General features: G+C 60.3%; 11 protein-coding genes and 1 tRNA gene. 7 read left to right on the top strand and 5 right to left on the bottom strand.

Annotation, left to right across the window (positions count from 1 at the left end; translation table 11 throughout):
* Positions 1-39 precede the first annotated feature (39 nt).
* Positions 40-1,137, bottom strand: a complete 1,098-nt coding sequence (locus ACLD9W_RS02240) for an anhydro-N-acetylmuramic acid kinase (protein WP_410840563.1) — start codon at positions 1,135-1,137, stop codon at positions 40-42.
* A gap of 667 nt (positions 1,138-1,804) precedes the next feature.
* The gene (locus ACLD9W_RS02235) at positions 1,805-2,680 is read right to left on the bottom strand and encodes a c-type cytochrome (protein ID WP_410840497.1); all 876 of its coding nucleotides are present in this window, start codon (positions 2,678-2,680) and stop codon (positions 1,805-1,807) included.
* 253 nt (positions 2,681-2,933) lie between these two features.
* On the opposite strand from ACLD9W_RS02235, the gene ACLD9W_RS02230 reads away from it, so the two are divergent.
* From ACLD9W_RS02230 to ilvC, 5 genes are all read left to right on the top strand, one after another.
* Positions 2,934-3,009, top strand: a tRNA-Arg gene (locus tag ACLD9W_RS02230).
* A 285-nt stretch (positions 3,010-3,294) separates the two neighbouring features.
* On the top strand, positions 3,295-5,070 hold the full coding sequence (ilvB, locus tag ACLD9W_RS02225; protein WP_410840496.1) for a biosynthetic-type acetolactate synthase large subunit: 1,776 nt from the start codon (positions 3,295-3,297) through the stop codon (positions 5,068-5,070).
* A complete protein-coding gene (gene ilvN / locus ACLD9W_RS02220; protein ID WP_410840495.1) occupies positions 5,067-5,558 on the top strand; it encodes an acetolactate synthase small subunit in 492 nt (163 codons plus the stop codon). Before ilvB ends, ilvN begins: the two co-directional genes overlap by 4 nt.
* Before the next feature lie 72 nt (positions 5,559-5,630).
* Positions 5,631-5,933, top strand: coding sequence for a putative quinol monooxygenase (locus ACLD9W_RS02215; RefSeq protein ID WP_410840494.1), 303 nt, complete (start codon positions 5,631-5,633; stop codon positions 5,931-5,933).
* A gap of 33 nt (positions 5,934-5,966) precedes the next feature.
* Positions 5,967-6,980, top strand: coding sequence for a ketol-acid reductoisomerase (gene ilvC, locus ACLD9W_RS02210; protein WP_410840493.1), 1,014 nt, complete (start codon positions 5,967-5,969; stop codon positions 6,978-6,980).
* A 334-nt stretch (positions 6,981-7,314) separates the two neighbouring features.
* Here the strand turns inward: ilvC and ACLD9W_RS02205 are convergent, their stop codons facing one another.
* Positions 7,315-7,806 (bottom strand): MliC family protein, encoded by a 492-nt coding sequence (locus tag ACLD9W_RS02205; RefSeq protein ID WP_410840492.1) that lies wholly within the window; start codon positions 7,804-7,806, stop codon positions 7,315-7,317.
* A gap of 296 nt (positions 7,807-8,102) precedes the next feature.
* On the opposite strand from ACLD9W_RS02205, the gene ACLD9W_RS02200 reads away from it, so the two are divergent.
* Together ACLD9W_RS02200 and ACLD9W_RS02195 are read left to right on the top strand one after the other, a co-directional pair.
* Positions 8,103-8,306 carry a hypothetical protein gene (locus tag ACLD9W_RS02200; RefSeq protein ID WP_410840491.1) on the top strand — a complete coding sequence of 68 codons (204 nt, stop codon included), beginning with the start codon at positions 8,103-8,105 and terminating at the stop codon, positions 8,304-8,306.
* Positions 8,266-8,763 carry a YceI family protein gene (locus tag ACLD9W_RS02195; protein WP_410840490.1) on the top strand — a complete coding sequence of 166 codons (498 nt, stop codon included), beginning with the start codon at positions 8,266-8,268 and terminating at the stop codon, positions 8,761-8,763. The genes ACLD9W_RS02200 and ACLD9W_RS02195 overlap by 41 nt, the downstream gene beginning before the upstream one ends.
* Positions 8,764-9,330: 567 nt before the next feature.
* Here ACLD9W_RS02195 and ACLD9W_RS02190 read toward each other — a convergent pair.
* Together ACLD9W_RS02190 and ACLD9W_RS02185 are read right to left on the bottom strand one after the other, a co-directional pair.
* Positions 9,331-10,593 (bottom strand): sigma-54-dependent transcriptional regulator, encoded by a 1,263-nt coding sequence (locus ACLD9W_RS02190; protein ID WP_410840489.1) that lies wholly within the window; start codon positions 10,591-10,593, stop codon positions 9,331-9,333.
* Positions 10,583-12,709 (bottom strand): ATP-binding protein, encoded by a 2,127-nt coding sequence (locus tag ACLD9W_RS02185; protein WP_410840488.1) that lies wholly within the window; start codon positions 12,707-12,709, stop codon positions 10,583-10,585. The genes ACLD9W_RS02190 and ACLD9W_RS02185 overlap by 11 nt, the downstream gene beginning before the upstream one ends.
* Position 12,710 lies beyond the last annotated feature (1 nt).

Raw genomic sequence — 12,710 nt, 5'->3', positions numbered from 1 at the left:
GGCTGCGCCGAAGCTGCGCTTTCAGACGGCCTCAAATGTTTACGGATAGCAGCCGCAGCCGAGGATGCAGGCTTGGCGTGCGCCGGTGGCCTGCGGCGGGCTGCTCGGGATGCGGTGTATCCAGCAGGCGGCAAGCCAGGCGAAGGCGGCGGCTTCGACCTGCTGGGGGTCGAGGCCGAGGGCGGCGGTAGACTGGATTGCGGTGTGCGGCAGACGTTCGGCCAGTTCGGCCATAATGACGGGGTTGCGCACACCGCCGCCGCAAACGTAAAGACGGCGGCTTTGCGGCGCGGCGCGGCGGATGTCGGCGGCGGCGGTTTGGGCGGTGAAGGCAGCGAGGGTGCGCGATACGTCGTGCGGGTTTTCGCCGCCGTCCAGCCGTTCGAGCAGGTAGGGCAGGGCGAAAAGTTCGCGGCCGGTGCTTTTGGGCGGGGTTTGCGCGAAATAGGGATGGTCGAGCAGGCGGCCGAGCAGTTTGGGCAGGACGCGGCCTTGCGCGGCGTGTTTGCCGTCGGCGTCGTAGGGCGTTTGCCAGATGTGCTGCGTCCAAGCGTCGGCGAGCATGTTGCCCGGGCCGGTGTCGAAGCCGAAGGCGGGGGCGTCGGGCGGCAGGACGCTGATGTTGGCAATGCCGCCGATGTTGAGCACGACGCGGGTTTCGTCGGGCGCGGCAAACACGGCCTGGTGGAAGGCAGGCACGAGGGGGGCACCCTGGCCGCCTGCGGCGATGTCGCGGCTGCGGAAGTCGCCGACGGCGGTGATGCCGGTGAGTTCGGCCAAAAGCGGCAGGTCGGCGAGTTGGACGCTGTATCCGTGTCCGGGGGCGTGGCGCACGGTTTGGCCGTGGCAGCCGAGGGCGGTGATGTCGGCGGGGGTGAGTTTGGCTTGGTCGAGCAGGTTTTGCACGACGCGGGCGTAGAGGCGGGAGAGTTCCTGCGCGAGCAGGCGGCTGCGGTGGATTTCGTCTGCGCCGCTGTTTTGCAGGGCGAGCAGGTCGTTTTTCAGACGACCTGAGTAGGGTAGGAAGGCGTGGGCTTCGGTGGCGAGGAATTTGGCGGCGCCGGTGCGGATGAGGACGGCGTCCGCGCCGTCCATACTGGTGCCGGACATGATACCGATGTAGCGCTGGGTGGTCATAAAGAGAGGCCGTCTGAAAACGGCGGTTTGGGACAATCGGGCGCGCATTGTAGCGCGATTGGCGCCTGGATGAGGGCAGAGGCCGTCTGAAATCTTATTGCGGGCTTTGGCTGCGCCGAAGCTGCGCTTTCAGACGGCCTTTGCCGTTTCGGTGTGGCGCAAGCCACGCACGCGGTTCGGGTTTTGGGGAAGGATGCTCGATCGGTTGGACGGCTGGGAATGCGTGCGTGGTTTGCGCTACACCCGTCTGCTTGTTTGCTACGGGCGTTTCCGGGAGGCGGTTTGTCGATAAGAAAGTTTGAGGCCGTCCCCGCCTGCGCGGGAATGACGTTTCTGAAAAGGCGATTGGGTAGGGTTTTTGTCGCGGGCGGACTTGGTGCTTGCGGCTGCTTTTGCGTTGGCAGGCAGATAGGGCGCACACCGTTCCGCCGCTGTAATGGATGTTCAGACAGCCTCTGCGGACGGCAATAAAGGCTTCGTTGGGCAGGGGTTGATCCCAACTTTTGCTGTTGGCGGGGTGTGGGGTTTTGAATGAAGCGGGCATCGCTTGTTTCCTGAAACGGGGCGGTTGTGGCACGGCGGAAAAACGGCAAGAGGCCGTCTGAATGTTTTTCAGACGGCCTCTGTGACAAAAAGGGTATGCCGAAACATACCCTTTGCGTAGTGCTTAGAATTTGCCGCCGGACTCGTTCACCATGTAGGTTACGGCCGCTTTGACTTCGTCGTCGGAGAGGGCGGTGTTGCCGCCTTTGGCGGGCATCATGCCTTTGTCGGTGAAGCCTTCGATGGCGTGTTTGAACAGAGTGTCTTTGCCTTTTTTGATGCGCGGCGCCCATTCGTCTTTGTGGGTGATGCGCGGGGTGTCGGGGATGGCGGAGGTGGCGGCGTGGCAGCCGAAGCACAGGCCGTCGAACACTTTTTTGCCTTCGGCCATCACGTCCGCACCACCTGCGGCATCCGCTGCGGGGGCTGCGCCGTCTTTGGCTGCGTCTTTTGCTTCGCCTGCGGGGGCGGAGGCGGTCGAAGCTGCAGCGTCGGAAGCGGCGCTGACTGCGGGTGCCGCGTCGGGATCGGGCAGGCTGCCGCCGGATTGGTTGGCCATGTAGACGATGGCGCGTTTGAGTTCGAGATCGGTCAGATCGGACTGGCCGCCCTTGGCCGGCATGGCGTTGAAGCCGTTCAGGGCGTGGTTGAAGAGGGTTTCGAAACCTTGTGCCAGACGCGGCGCCCAGTCGCCGTTGTGGGTGATTTTCGGGGCGTTCGGCGTGCTGCTGTCGGCACCGTGGCACTGGATGCAGACTTTGTTGAAGATGGAGTCGCCTTTGCGCTCGCCGACGGGAATGCCGTCGCCTTCCAATACGCTGCCTTGTGGCTGGATGCGTGTCTGGGTGGCTGCGGCGGTGGTTTGCTCTACCGTGCCGGGTTTGTAGCCGCCGGAGGCAAGCTGCACGAGGAAGTAGAGGGTGGCCAGCAGAATGACGATGCCGCCTATCAGGGTTGTGAGGGCGGAACCGCGGGCGTTTCGGTTGGTAAGGTGGTTCATGTTATTTAAGCCTCGCCGTTTTTTTGTGTAGTGATGAGGGGTTTGTGCCGGGTCGCGAAACCCGATTGTTAATATCAATTAACAATAATTTGCGGATTATACTGAATTCAACCCTGCTTTCCAATCTTTAAAATTTGGTTTATCTCAAAAGTTGTGGAGATTGCGCGGCGGTGTGCTGCGGGGCGCGTCTCGACCGACTTAGAGCGGTAAGGTTTGCGAAACGGCGTGTTTGTGGGATAATGCGCGCCTTTCCGTACCCGTAGCTCAGTTGGAAGAGTGTCGGTTTCCGAAGCCGAAGGTCGCTGGTTCGATCCCAGTCGGGTGCGCCATATCCGAGGCCGTCTGAAAATCCCCCGCAGGGTGTTTTCAGACGGCCTTTTCCGCGTTTTGCGCCGAGGAGGAATCTGTGCTTGCCTGTTAACGGAGTTTGCGTTATCTTATGCACTCTTTACTTTTTTAAACACTTTGCGCTCCAAGCCGATTTTGAAATCCTCCGGTTGTCGCCGGCTCATCCGTTCGCGTACCCCAAACCGCCGTTCGGAAAACCGACATTACCGTTGTGCAGCGAAGCCCGGGTTTATTATTGGTTTGCAGGCAGAATAAAAGAGGCCATCATGCAATTATCCGGTGCACAAATCCTTGTGCAGAGTCTGAAGGCGGAAAACGTGGAATACGTTTTCGGCTATCCCGGCGGCGCGGTGCTGGAAATCTACGACGCGCTGTTCCAATTAAACAAATTCAAACACATTCTGGTACGCCACGAGCAGGCTGCGGTTCACGCGGCAGACGCCTATGCCCGCGTCAGCGGCAAGGTGGGCGTGGCTCTGGTGACGTCCGGCCCGGGTGCGACCAACGCGCTCACGGGCATCGCCACGGCCTATTCCGATTCGATTCCGCTGGTAGTGATTTCCGGCCAGGTCGGCTCGCCCGCCATCGGTTCGGACGCGTTCCAGGAAATCGACATGATCGGTGTGTCGCGTCCGTGCGTGAAGCATAATTTCCTTGTGAAGCACATCGACGATCTGGTGCCCACCGTCAAAAAAGCCTTTCAAATCGCCCGCACCGGCCGTCCCGGCCCGGTGGTAATCGACATTGCCAAAGACGTGACGCAGGCGATGGCGAAATTCAGCTATCCGCAGGAAGACGTTTACATCCGCTCCTACCAGCCCGTATTGAACGGCCACACCGGCCAGATGAAAAAAGCGGTGCAGGTGCTGGCGGCGGCCAAACGCCCGCTGGTTTATTTCGGCGGCGGCGTTATTCTCGGCAACGCGTCCGAAGAACTCGCCCGCTTTGTCGCGCTGACCGGCGCACCGTGCACCGCCACGCTGATGGGCTTGGGCGGATATCCTTCCGACAACAAACAATATCTCGGCATGCTCGGCATGCACGGCACTTACGAAGCCAATCTGGCGATGCAAAACGCCGACGTGGTGTTGGCCGTCGGCGCGCGTTTCGACGACCGCGTGGTGTCCGTGCCGGCCAAGTTTATGGAAAAGCCGAAAAAAATCATCCATATCGATATCGACCCGTCCAGCATTTCCAAACGCGTGCGTGCCGATGTGCCGATAGTCGGCGACGTGAAAAACGTGCTGCGCGATTTGGCCGACATCTGGCAGAACCAGCAGGTCGCGTTCAACGAAGCCACGCTGGAAAAATGGTGGCAGACCATCGAAGCATGGCGCGCCCGCGACTGCCTGCGCCTGCCCGAGAGCGACGTTATCCTGCCGCAGACAGTAATCAAAACGCTGGCGCAAATCACTGATAACGACGCCATCATCACCTCCGACGTCGGCCAGCACCAAATGTTCGCCGCCCAGTTCTATCCTTTCAGACGGCCGCGGCAGTGGCTCAATTCGGGCGGACAGGGCACGATGGGCGTCGGCCTGCCCTATGCCATGGGCGCGTATCTCGCCGACCCCTCGAAAGACGTGTGCTGCATCACCGGCGAGGGTTCCATCCAAATGAACATTCAGGAACTCTCCACCTGTTTCCAATACCGCCTGCCCATCAAAACCATCTGCCTGAACAACGGCTATCTGGGCATGGTGCGCCAGTGGCAGGAGCTTTATTACGGCGACCGCGAATCGGAAACCTATTTCGACTCCCTGCCCGACTTCGTCAAACTGGCCGAAGCCTACGGCCACGTCGGCATGCGCATCGACAAGCCCGCCGACGTCGAAGGCGCGCTGCGCGAAGCGCTGGCGATGAAAGACCGCTTCGTATTCATGGATTTCATCACCGATAAAAAACAAAACGTCTTCCCCATGGTCGGCAACGGCAAAGGATTGGACGAAATGGTGCTGCCGCCGCATATGCGCGAGCGCAAGGCCGACAGCGACGTCAACGACGTACACGACCGCAACTACGACACAAGGAGCGTGCCATGAGACACATCTTATCCGTTCTGATGGAAAACGAATCGGGTGCGATGAGCCGCGTGGTCGGCCTGTTTTCCGCGCGCGGCTACAACATCGACTCCCTGTCCGTCGCCGCCACCGAAGATCCGACCCTGTCGCGCATGACCATCGCCACCCAGGGCGACGACACCGTCATCGAGCAAATCACCAAGCAGCTCAACAAACTGATTGAGGTGGTGCGCGTTATCGATTTGAACGACAGCCGATATGTCGAACGCGGCCTGATGCTGGTGAAAGTGCGCGCCGTTGGCAAAGACCGCGACGAAATCCTGCGCCTGACCGAAATCTACCGCGGCCACATCGTCGACGTCAGCGACAAAAGCTACACCGTCGAAGTCACCGGCACCACCGACAAACTCGACTCCTTCCTCGAAGCCGTCGGCCGGCCCCTGATCCTCGAAACCGTGCGCACCGGAGCGGCGGGTATCGGGCGCGGCGAGCGCATTTTGAAAATCTGAGCGTTCAGACGGCTGCAAAGCCCTTTGAGGCCGTCTGAAAACCTGTTTCCACATCTATATAAGGAGTGTGACATGGCCAACATCAAAATCGCCGCCACCATCGCCGTCAAACCCGAACACCGCGCCGAACTCGCCGCTGTGTTTTCCGAACTCGTCGCCGCCAGCCGCGCCGAAGCGGGCAACCTGCGCTACGACCTCCACCAGGACATTGCCGACGAAAACCGCTTCGTCTTCTTTGAAAACTGGCGCGACCAGGCCGCCGTCGACAGCCACAACGCCAGCGCCCATTTCCAAAACTTCCTCAAAGCCATAGACGGCAAAACCGCCGCCGTCGACATCGTCCTGCTGCACGACGTGTCCGACAACGGCAACTGAATCTCCAACCCATCCCGAAATAAGGAAACCCAAATGCAAGTTTATTACGACAAAGACGCCGACCTCTCCCTGATCAAAGGTAAAACCGTCGCCATCATCGGCTACGGCTCGCAAGGCCACGCCCACGCCGCCAACCTGAAAGATTCCGGCGTCAACGTGCTTATCGGCCTGCGCCAGGGCGGCTCGTGGAAAAAAGCCGAAGCCGCCGGTTTTGAAGTGCTGTCCGTTGCCGAGGCCACCAAAAAAGCCGACGTCGTCATGATTCTGCTGCCCGACGAAAACCAGCCTGTCGTGTACAAAAACGAAATCGAACCCAATCTGAAACAGGGCGCCACTTTGGCCTTTGCCCACGGCTTTAACGTGCATTACAACCAAATCGTGCCGCGCGCCGATCTGGACGTCGTCATGATCGCCCCCAAAGGCCCCGGCCACACCGTACGCAGCGAATTCCTCAAAGGCGGCGGCGTGCCTTCGCTGATTGCCGTTTACCAGGACAAATCCAGCAAAGCCCGCGACATCGCCCTGTCCTACGCCGCAGCCAACGGCGGCACCAAAGGCGGCGTGATTGAAACCAACTTCCGCGAAGAAACCGAAACCGACCTGTTCGGCGAACAGGCCGTATTGTGCGGCGGCGCGGTCGAGCTGGTGAAAGCCGGTTTTGAAACTCTGGTGGAAGCCGGTTACGCTCCCGAAATGGCTTATTTCGAGTGCCTGCACGAGTTGAAACTCATCGTCGATCTGATGTACGAAGGCGGCATCGCCAATATGAACTACTCGATTTCCAACAATGCCGAATACGGCGAATACGTAACCGGCCCCGAAGTGATTACCCCGGACACCAAAGAAGCGATGAAAAAAGCGCTCTACCGCATCCAAAGCGGCGAATACGCCAAAATGTTCATCCAGGAAGGCGCGGCCAACTACGCCAGCATGACCGCCCGCCGCCGTCTGAATGCCGACCACCAAATTGAAAAAGTCGGCGCGCAACTGCGTTCGATGATGCCGTGGATTGCCAAAAACAAACTGGTGGATTTGGATAAAAACTAATCCCGCGGTCAAGCAAAAAGGCCGTCTGAAAACCCCGAAACAGGGTTTTCAGACGGCCTTTTTTGTTTTGCCTGACCTGTCAGGGGGTGTTGTGGGAACGGGAAGGCCGTCTGAAAGTGCGGCGGCGCTTTCGGAAACGGTATGTTCGCATTTGTGTTCCGAAGGGGCAGGCGGATACGGTTTTTGTACATGGTGTCCTTCCGCCGCGCCGATGTCTGCTTTGCCGTGTGATTCAGAAACGGATTGCACGGGTTGTCTGCCGCGTTGCCAATGTATGAGGCCGTCTGAAAACCCTGTTTCGGGGTTTCAGACGGCCTCTTTTGTGCAGAGCCGTTTAACGGGGTTGGCAGGTGGTGTCCACACGGTTGCCGTAGGGGTCTTTGAAGCTGAAATAGGCGTCGCCGCTTTTTTCGTGCCATTCGGCGCCGCTGCCGAACAGGCCGCTGTTGCCCACGTAACGTTCGCCCGAGGCGGAGGAAGTACGGTGGAGGCGCGCCTGTTTGTTGTCGAGCGTCAGATACAGCGCGTCGCCTTCGCGGCGGAGGTTGACGGTCGAGCCGTTTTCGCAACTGTAATGGGCTGCGCGTTGGTTGCCGACGTAAGCACCGCCGTCGCCGCGCGCTCTGTCGTAGCGGTTGCGGCGCTCTTCGCGGTCGAAATCGCGGTCTTGTTCGGGGCGCGGAACGTATTCTTCGTATTGGCGGCTTTCGTGGCGGCGCGGCCGCTGCGGGCGGTAGTCGTCGTCATAGTCGGCGTCAAAGGGGACGACGCAGGCGGACAGCAGCAGGGTCAGCGAAGCGGGAACGGCCAGATAACGTAGTTTCATAATGGTTTTCCTGTATGGTTAAGAAAATCTTCCGTGCGAGGGTGGCGCCATCTTAGCCCAAGCCCCGTGGGGCGGCAGCAGGGTTAACTGAGATTTACGCCGTGCCGCGCGGCGTGTCGGGGCTGCGCTTTCAGACGGCCTTTTGCGTAAACGGATCGATAAAAATATCCGTATAAACAGGGTGTTGTTTTATTTTCTGTTAATATCTGTAGGAATTTTGCGGCAAGGGCGTCCAATGCGTATGCCGTTCCCGATGTGCGGAACGTTTCCCTTCGATAACCGACAAAGGAATAAACATGAAACAGAAACTGCTCCCTTTATTGTGTGTTTTGGCTGCGGCGGCCTGTGCGCCGAATCAGGATAACACAGCCCAATCTGCGGCGGCATCGGCCGTTCAGACGGCCTCTGCCGTGCCGCAGGCGGCGGGCGCGTGGACGGCGGACGGCGCGCTGGTGCGTTTTGTCAGCAAAAAAAACCAACACGCAGCAGAAAACGGTTGAGGAAGAATCGGCGTTTTCCGCGTCTTCGGCCAAGCTCGATGCGGACGGCGCGTTTGCTATGACCGTGGATTTGGCCAGCGTGAAAACCAATATCGACATCCGCGACCAGCGTTTGCGCGACTGGGTGTTTGAAACGGCGAAATTCCCGCAGGCAACGGTTTTGGGCCGTTTGGATGCGGCGGCAATAGATGCTTTGAAAACGGAAGGGGAAACGGATCTGAAACAGCCGCTGGTGCTGGAGGTGCACGGGCAGAGGCTCGACATCACCGCCGATTTGCGCCTGAAGCGGACGGCGGACGATACGGTGGAGGTGTCCACCGCGCAGCCTGTGGTGCTGGACGTGCAGCAGATGGACATGGCCGGCGGCGTGGCGAAGCTGGTGGAAGTGATGGGTTTGGCGTCGATAGACGGGCAGATTCCGGTGATGTTTGCCGGTACGTTTGTACGCAAGCCGTAAGCAAATCGGCAAAAAGGCCGTCTGAAAAAACCTTTTGCGGGTTTCAGACGGCCTTTGCCGTTTGGCACGGCGGCAGGCGGGAGGCCGTCTGAATGGTTCGAACAGGCTTTCAGAAGCGTCATTCCCGCATTCATATTTCGAAGGGTGCAGACGGGAACAGTCTTTGCCCTGTGTTTTGCTCCGTGCGGTCGACTTTGCCGCTGATGAAACCAAAAGGCCGTCTGAAAAGCCGTTGGCAGTTTTCAGACGGCAGGTATCATATAGAACGCGCGCGTCGCGGGGCGGTACACGCTACGCACGATACAAAGGCCGTCTGAAAACCTTTTCGGGTTTTCAGACGGCCTGGTTGTCTGCGCGGCGGGGGCAGTCTGCGGTTTCGCTTTCGCTGCTGTCGGCTTTGCCCTAGGGTCTGTTGACAATCAGCCTTGCGGCGGTGTTTTTGGCAAAAAATACCCGCCTGCCGCGTCAAAAATGCTCGCAAGGTGTCCAACCTTGCTGTGCTTTTTTCCTTGCATTCGGGCATTTTTTACTCAAAAAACCGTCTCGCAAGCTGAATGTCAACAGCCCCTAGCGGCGGGAAAACTGGATGCCGAGCTGTTTCAGTTTGCGGTAGAGGTGGGTACGTTCGAGGCCGACTTTCTGTGCGACGCGGCTCATGTTCTGGCCTTCCTGCGAGATGTGGTATTCGAAATAGCGGCGTTCGAGTTCTTCGCGCAGTTCGCGCAGCGGCATGTTGAAGTCGAGTCCGCCCATGATTTCGGCGGCGGGCGCGCTGTCCTGCTGCGGGCGGCCGAGCAGGGCGGCAACGGCATTTTCGCCGATTTCGCCGTCTTCGCCGGCCAGTATCAGGTTTTTGACGACGGTGTGGAGCTGGTCGAAGTTGCCCGGCCAGCCGTATTGCTGCAAGGCGGCGAGGGCGGCGGCGCTGAATTTGGCGACGGGGATTTTTTGCGTTTCGGACAGCTCGGTGGCGATTTTGTTGACGAGGAAGGCGATGTCTTCGGGCTGGCTGCGCAGGGGCGGGATGGCGATGGTGAGGCCGGAGAGCAGGGCGGCCAAGCGGGTGTCGTAGTTGGGGTTGTCGAGCATTTCTTCGGGGCGGCGGGTGCTCGGGCAGATCACGCGCACGCCGAGGCGCTCGGCTTTGTCGAGCAGAAAAACGATGCCCTGATGAATGGTTTTGCTGTATTGGGCGATGTCGTTAAGGTAGAGGACGCCGCCGGCGGCTTTTTGCAGCAGCTCCATCGGGGTGTCGACGATGCATTCGGTTTTCGGTTCGACCCAGGCGGTGCCGTTTTTGTGGAAGTAGCGGGCGACGGTTTCAAAGGGGGAGCCGGTTTCGCCGGTGAGCAGGACGGCGCCGCTCTGGCGCACGGCGGCTTCGATGCGGCGGTTCATTTCCTGCACGGCGGGGCTGTTGCCGAGTTTGTCGAGCGAGAGGCCGGCGGCGGCCTGCATTTCGCCGTATTTGAGGGCGCGCTCGACTGTGCCGAGCAGCTTTTTCAGGGCGATGGGTTTTTCGAGGAAGTCCATCGCGCCGATTTTGGTGGCTTCCACGGCGGTGTCGATGCTGGCGTGGCCGCTCATCATGACGACGGGCATGGTGAGCTGGCCGTTTTTCGCCCATTCTTTGAGCAGGGTGATGCCGTCGCAATCGGGCATCCAGATGTCGAGCAGCACCATGGCGGGACGGGTCTGGTTGCGCAGCTGCCGCGCTTCTTCGGCGTTTTCGGCGAGGGCGACGGTGTAGCCTTCGTCTTGCAGAATGTCGGACAGCAGGTCGCGGATGCCGATTTCGTCGTCTACGATAAGGATGTCGTTACTTCTCATGGTCGCTTTCTACCGGTACGGGTAAGGTGATTCTGACGCAGGCGCCGCCTTCGGGCGGGTTGGACAGGCTGATGCGGCCGCCGTGTTCTTCGATGATTTTTTTGACAACGGGCAGACCGAGGCCGGTGCCGCCGGGTTTGTCGGTGACATAAGGCTCGAAGGCGTTGATGAGCATGTCGCCGGTGAAACTTTTGCCGTTGTTGGCAACGGTCAGGCCGACGCTGCCTTCGGATACGGTGGTGTGGATGCGGACAAGCGGCTGCGGCGCTTCTTCGGCGGCTTCGGCGGCGTTTTTGAAGATATTGTGCAGCACTTGGCGCATCGCCGTGGTGTCGGCCTGTATGGTGGCGGGTATATTACTCAAATCGGCTTCAAATGTACACGCGCCCGCTTCGTAGAGCAGCAAAACTTCTTCAATGAGGCGGTTGAGATCCTGCGGCTCGGGTTTGAGCGCGGGCGAGCGGGCGTAGTTGCGGAAGTCTTCCACCATTTCCTTCATGGCGGCCACTTGTTTGACGATGGTGTCGGTGGAGCGGATGAGGATTTGCGCATCCTGTTCACCCAGTTTGTCCTGGAGCTTCCACGCCAGCCGCTCGGCGGAGAGCTGGATGGGGGTAAGGGGGTTGCGGATTTCGTGGGCGAGGCGTTTGGCGACTTCGCCCCAGGCGGCTTCTTTTTGCGCGCGCACAAGCAGGGTGATGTCGTCGAACACCAGCACCGTGCCGCCGCCGGTGTCTTCGGGGAGGGGGACGGCTTTGCACAGGAGGATGCGCGGTTCGCCGCCGCCGGTATAGGCCGTCTGAACGGGCTTGTCCTGCGCGCCGGTGTCGAGGACGGTTTGGAACAGTCCTGCCAGTTGGGCGCAGGACGTTTCGTCTTGCGGCCAATCGCGCCAGCGGCGGCCGGAAAGCGGCGGCAACGGCAGGCCGAGAATGTTTTGCGCGCTGCGGTTGAAGGTGTTCAGACGGCCTTCGTGGTCGAGGGTGACGACGCCCGCCGTCAGGCTTTCCAATACGGTTTCGAGATAGTGGCGCGCGGCTTCCTGTTTGAGGCGGTTGAGCTTTTCGGCGTCGCTGGCGATGGCGAGCTGCCCGGTCATGTGGTTGAACAGGCGGGTGAGCTGGCCGAGTTCGTCGTTGCGGTAGACGGGGCGGCGTTGGGAAAAATCGCCTTCGGCCACGGCTTTGGCGCCTTCGGAGAGCGACAGGATGGGCTCGATGAAGCGGCGCGAGAAGTAGAGGGCGATCACCAGCGCCAGCATCACGGAGAGTAGGGCGGCGGCGAGCAGGGTGATGAGGAAGAAGGTTTGCAGACCCTGCTGGGCGTAGGTGAGCTGGGCGTATTTGCCGCGCGCGGTTTCGATGAGTTCGGCGTCGCGTGCGACGTTGTCGGGGATAGGCCGTCTGAAAAAGAGCGCCTGCTCGCGGCCGTTTTGCGGCGGCAACGGCAGCCAGCCTTCGGCGTAGAGCCTGCCGTTGATGCTGACGACGCTGCGGGCGGAGCCGGTTTGTTTCAAACGGGCGGCGGTGTCGCCGTCGGGCTGCGGCGGCGGCAGGGCGGCGGGGTTGGAGATGATTTGTGTGCTGTTGTCTGCAAGGCGGTAGAGGCCGGTTTGGCCGAATGCGGCGGCTTCGCGGCTTTGTCTGACGGTCTGCGCCGCATCGGCGCCCATCGATACGGCGCTGATCACTTCGATTTGCAGGCCTGCGGCGCGGCGCACGCTGTCGTCGAGGGCGGCGTCGAGGGCGGATTTGCTGAGGGTCAGGCTGCTTTCGAGCGCCTGCGCGGTGTCGTTGCCGAACCAGGAATGGATGCTGTATGAGATGAACTGCGCCGACACGCCGAAGAGAAAGAGTGCGGGCAGCACGGCTACTAGGCAGAACATCAGCGCCAGCCGCCGCGCCAGCCGCGAGCCGAGCATATTGTATTGGTTGTGGCGCAGCAGCAGCCAGCCGTAACGCAGCAGCATGGCCAGCAGCACGGCGACCATCAGGCCGCCTGCGACAATCAGGTGCCAGAAGTATTCGGAGAGCGGACTGCCGCTGTTGGTGGCGACGGTAAGGCCGTACACCAGTGCGGCGGCCAGCAGGAAGAAAATCAGATAGCGGCGGTGCATG

It is taken from the genome of Neisseria sp. WLZKY-1 (assembly GCF_046546535.1).
GTDB lineage: Bacteria > Pseudomonadota > Gammaproteobacteria > Burkholderiales > Neisseriaceae > Neisseria.
This window is presented reverse-complemented; position numbering and strand designations above follow the sequence as displayed.